The sequence below is a fragment of the Echinicola sediminis genome (assembly GCF_054777495.1).
The window spans coordinates 1-3,181 of sequence record NZ_BAAHAP010000195.1; the positions used below are offsets into that span (position 1 = coordinate 1).

The window sequence follows — 3,181 nt, forward strand, 5'->3', positions numbered from 1 at the left end:
TGCTATTTTAGCTTCCAATCCTTTTGACCTGAGGGCCATGAATTATCAGCTGTATGCCTTTGAGCAGTTGGGGGACAAAGTCAATTTTGAGAAGAAAATCATCCAGTACACTATTCTAATTGATGCTCTGATAAGTTCGGGAGATGGCAGCAGCACGGAGAATGCCTTTCATGTCATTGAGGTAAACCATGAGTATCAGCTTGTGGATATCCTGGGCTTTGAATTTGGTGGCATGCAGAGTCTGTTGGAGGGTAATTATGACTACCTGACTTTAAAAGATAATGACCTTGGTCTGGAAGGTTTGTATTTTGATGTCAGCAGCTGTTTCAAGGCCTTGTCCAAAATGAATAAAAGCAGGTGATTATAAAGAGGCACTAAAACCTATTTATCCTATAAAAAATACCCCATATAGGGTATTTTTTGATTTTAAGGAATTAGTTATGTTTGGGGTCGATCTGATTTCAGGCGTTTATAAAGGATTTTAAGCGTTTGGAAATGGGAAAATTTAGTGGAAATAGAAGTAATGCGTTTCGGTTCAGGTTGCGCACAATTATAATTGACAGTAATGGATTTTAACTTATTTGATTCTTTCGTGGAGGACTTGCTTGGAGAAAAAAATCCGAGACCTATAATTATCGTTGGGGCATCACGTATTGATGACTTACTATATAGAATCATCTGCAAGCATCTGTTACCAAAGAATTCTAAAAAATCACAGCAGGACGAACTTCTTGAAGGAGATAATCCAATAGGAACATTTTCATCAAGAATAAAAATTGTGAGTCGCTTAGGTATTATTGATAAAGAGCTGTATAAAATATTAGAGCAAATAAGGTCAATAAGAAACAGAAGTGCTCATTCAATTGAGTTTAATATAAAGAAATCACCACTAAGGGAACAAATTACGGAGTTAAAAAAAATGGTTTTGAAAAGAAAATCTTACGAAAGGACTTTGGAAAGATACTTCAAGGGAGTTGATATGAATGAAATAAAAGAACTCCAATGCATTATGATTACTATATGTGTTTTACTTGAAGCTATTTCAGAAACCATCGAAACAACCTCTGGGTACTCCCAAACTATGGAGATCTCAAACAAATAAATTTGAAAATGAGTAAATCGAAAGAAAATACAACAATTGAAATTCCTGTGATAAGAGGGAATGTTCTGGGAGTAAATGTTTATCGCGGATATGCTCCTCTTCACATTTTAACGGAAATGTCTCAAGCAGATATTTATGACCAAAAAAAGAATCCATTAGGCACTCAAAGAGATTTAAGTCCCAAACATGCAAAAGATGCATATGAATACGTCAAAAACAGCGAGTTAGGATTTTGGCCGGAGATATTCTTATGTGCAAGGGAAAATAAGATCTTGACTTTCACTCCAATAAGCTCTGAAAATGAGGACATCGGAATTCTAAAAATTGATTTGGACTTAATTAAAGACTCTAAAACCATTAAAGTTTCAAGAGTTGATGGAAATCATAGGTTGCATTATGCAGATGGAAAAGAGCCGAAATTTTCGAAAATTGAGAAAAAGGTTTCCTTCTGCCTGGCGTTCAATCTTAATCGAGATGAAGAAATAAAACTCTTTAAGGACATAAACAAGAATCAGAAAGCAATGAATACAAGCCACCTTGATGGCATTGATGTAAGGTTGTCCCCAGAAGAGGAACTGAAACGAAGAACTCCTGATTTATACATAGCACAGAGATTAAGCAATGACTCATCAAGTCCGTTACACGGTAGAGTTTATGACGGTGGCAAGAAGCCTGTAGGAGTAGATATTCCACTACGAGGATTAAGAACTGGTATTCAATATATGCTATCAAGATCAACACAATTACCAAGACTTCCTGATGCTGAGGCACAATATCGAGTTGTCAGAAATTATTTTGAGGCGTTAAAAATCTGGCAACCAATTGCTTGGAAGACCCCAAAAGAACATATCATATTACGTGGAGCAGGTTTATGGGCAATTTGTTTCCTTGGAGCCCAAGTCATAGACCGAGCACTTCTAAATGATAAATTTAAAACTGAGAGTTTACTTGAAATACTAAGGTCTGGTAAAGATTGGGATTGGAGCAACAAAGGAAGCTTTGTTGGATATTCTGGACGTGGCGGAGCATTAGAAATAAGCATAAAGGTTGGTAGACATTTAAAAGATTCAGATCAACTTTCAACCGATGAGTTATTTAAAGAAATCATGTCAAAAGATTAAAAAAACTGTACAACAACGGGGTTTGCATCAGGCGGGATGACTTGCAAACTTGGAACTTTGTGCTTCTAATGAACTTTTAATAAATCGTAGCTCTGTGCTCAGAAACCCGCTCGAACGTAAAGCCCGAAACCGTTGTACGATAAAATTATGACCACAGAGCCAACCACAACAACTATGTAGTAAAAACGAGCAGACAAAAAATAACTATGAACAAATTATGTATTTTTTGTGGACAGCCTCCTCAAGAAAAAAACAAAGAGCATATAATTCCAAAATGGTTAATGAAACTAACTGACACCGAGAATAAGAAAATGTCAGTAGGTATTAACTGGACAACAAATCAACCTATAGAGTTTAATTTTTCATCCTTTACTTTTCCATCTTGCACAAAATGCAATAGCGACTTTGCAGAGATTGAAGCATTGGTAAAACCAACTGTTGAGAAAATTTTGGTTGACGACTATGTGGATGCTGTAGAACTTCTCCGACTTATGGACTGGTTTGACAAAGTTAGAATTAGCTTGTGGCTCGCAATTCAATTTTTAAACAAGGGCACATTTAATATGGAACCAAAATACTTTGTCAATACAAGAGTAGGACTTAAAGACAGATTGCTGGCTATTACTAATTGCTATGACGGCTATAAGGGATTAAGATGGACTGGAACCAACACTTTTTGTTTTGTAATGAGCCCAACCTGTTTAACATTAAAGGTAAATAACATTCTTTTCACTAATTGTTCCTCCGACTTTGTGCTTTCAGAGCAATTAGGTTTTCCCTACCCAGTTTTTGAACGGCCCAACCCAAACTCACATCTGACAGACTTTAAATTGGTTGACGGCAAGTATAAGACAAAACATAACCTTTTCAATTCCAAGGAGACTGTAATCTAAACTCTGTCTGAGACTTTGAAAATCAATTAAAGTTCATAAGATAGAGATATGAGAGAAGAACAAGA

4 protein-coding genes are annotated in these 3,181 nt (G+C 36.1%); all 4 read left to right on the plus strand.

Annotated features, from left to right (window positions below; all coding sequences use genetic code 11):
- Window positions 1-361: DUF4919 domain-containing protein (locus ACYVAA_RS22540; protein WP_460546254.1), on the plus strand; the 361-nt coding region annotated here is incomplete at its 5' end.
- Window positions 362-565: 204 nt separating this feature from the next.
- The gene (locus tag ACYVAA_RS22545) at window positions 566-1,102 is read left to right on the plus strand and encodes a DUF4145 domain-containing protein (RefSeq protein ID WP_460546256.1); all 537 of its coding nucleotides are present in this window, start codon (window positions 566-568) and stop codon (window positions 1,100-1,102) included.
- A gap of 8 nt (window positions 1,103-1,110) precedes the next feature.
- On the plus strand, window positions 1,111-2,223 hold the full coding sequence (locus ACYVAA_RS22550; RefSeq protein WP_460546258.1) for a ParB N-terminal domain-containing protein: 1,113 nt from the start codon (window positions 1,111-1,113) through the stop codon (window positions 2,221-2,223).
- A 206-nt stretch (window positions 2,224-2,429) separates the two neighbouring features.
- Window positions 2,430-3,116, plus strand: coding sequence for a hypothetical protein (locus ACYVAA_RS22555; protein WP_460546260.1), 687 nt, complete (start codon window positions 2,430-2,432; stop codon window positions 3,114-3,116).
- Window positions 3,117-3,181: the final 65 nt, after the last annotated feature.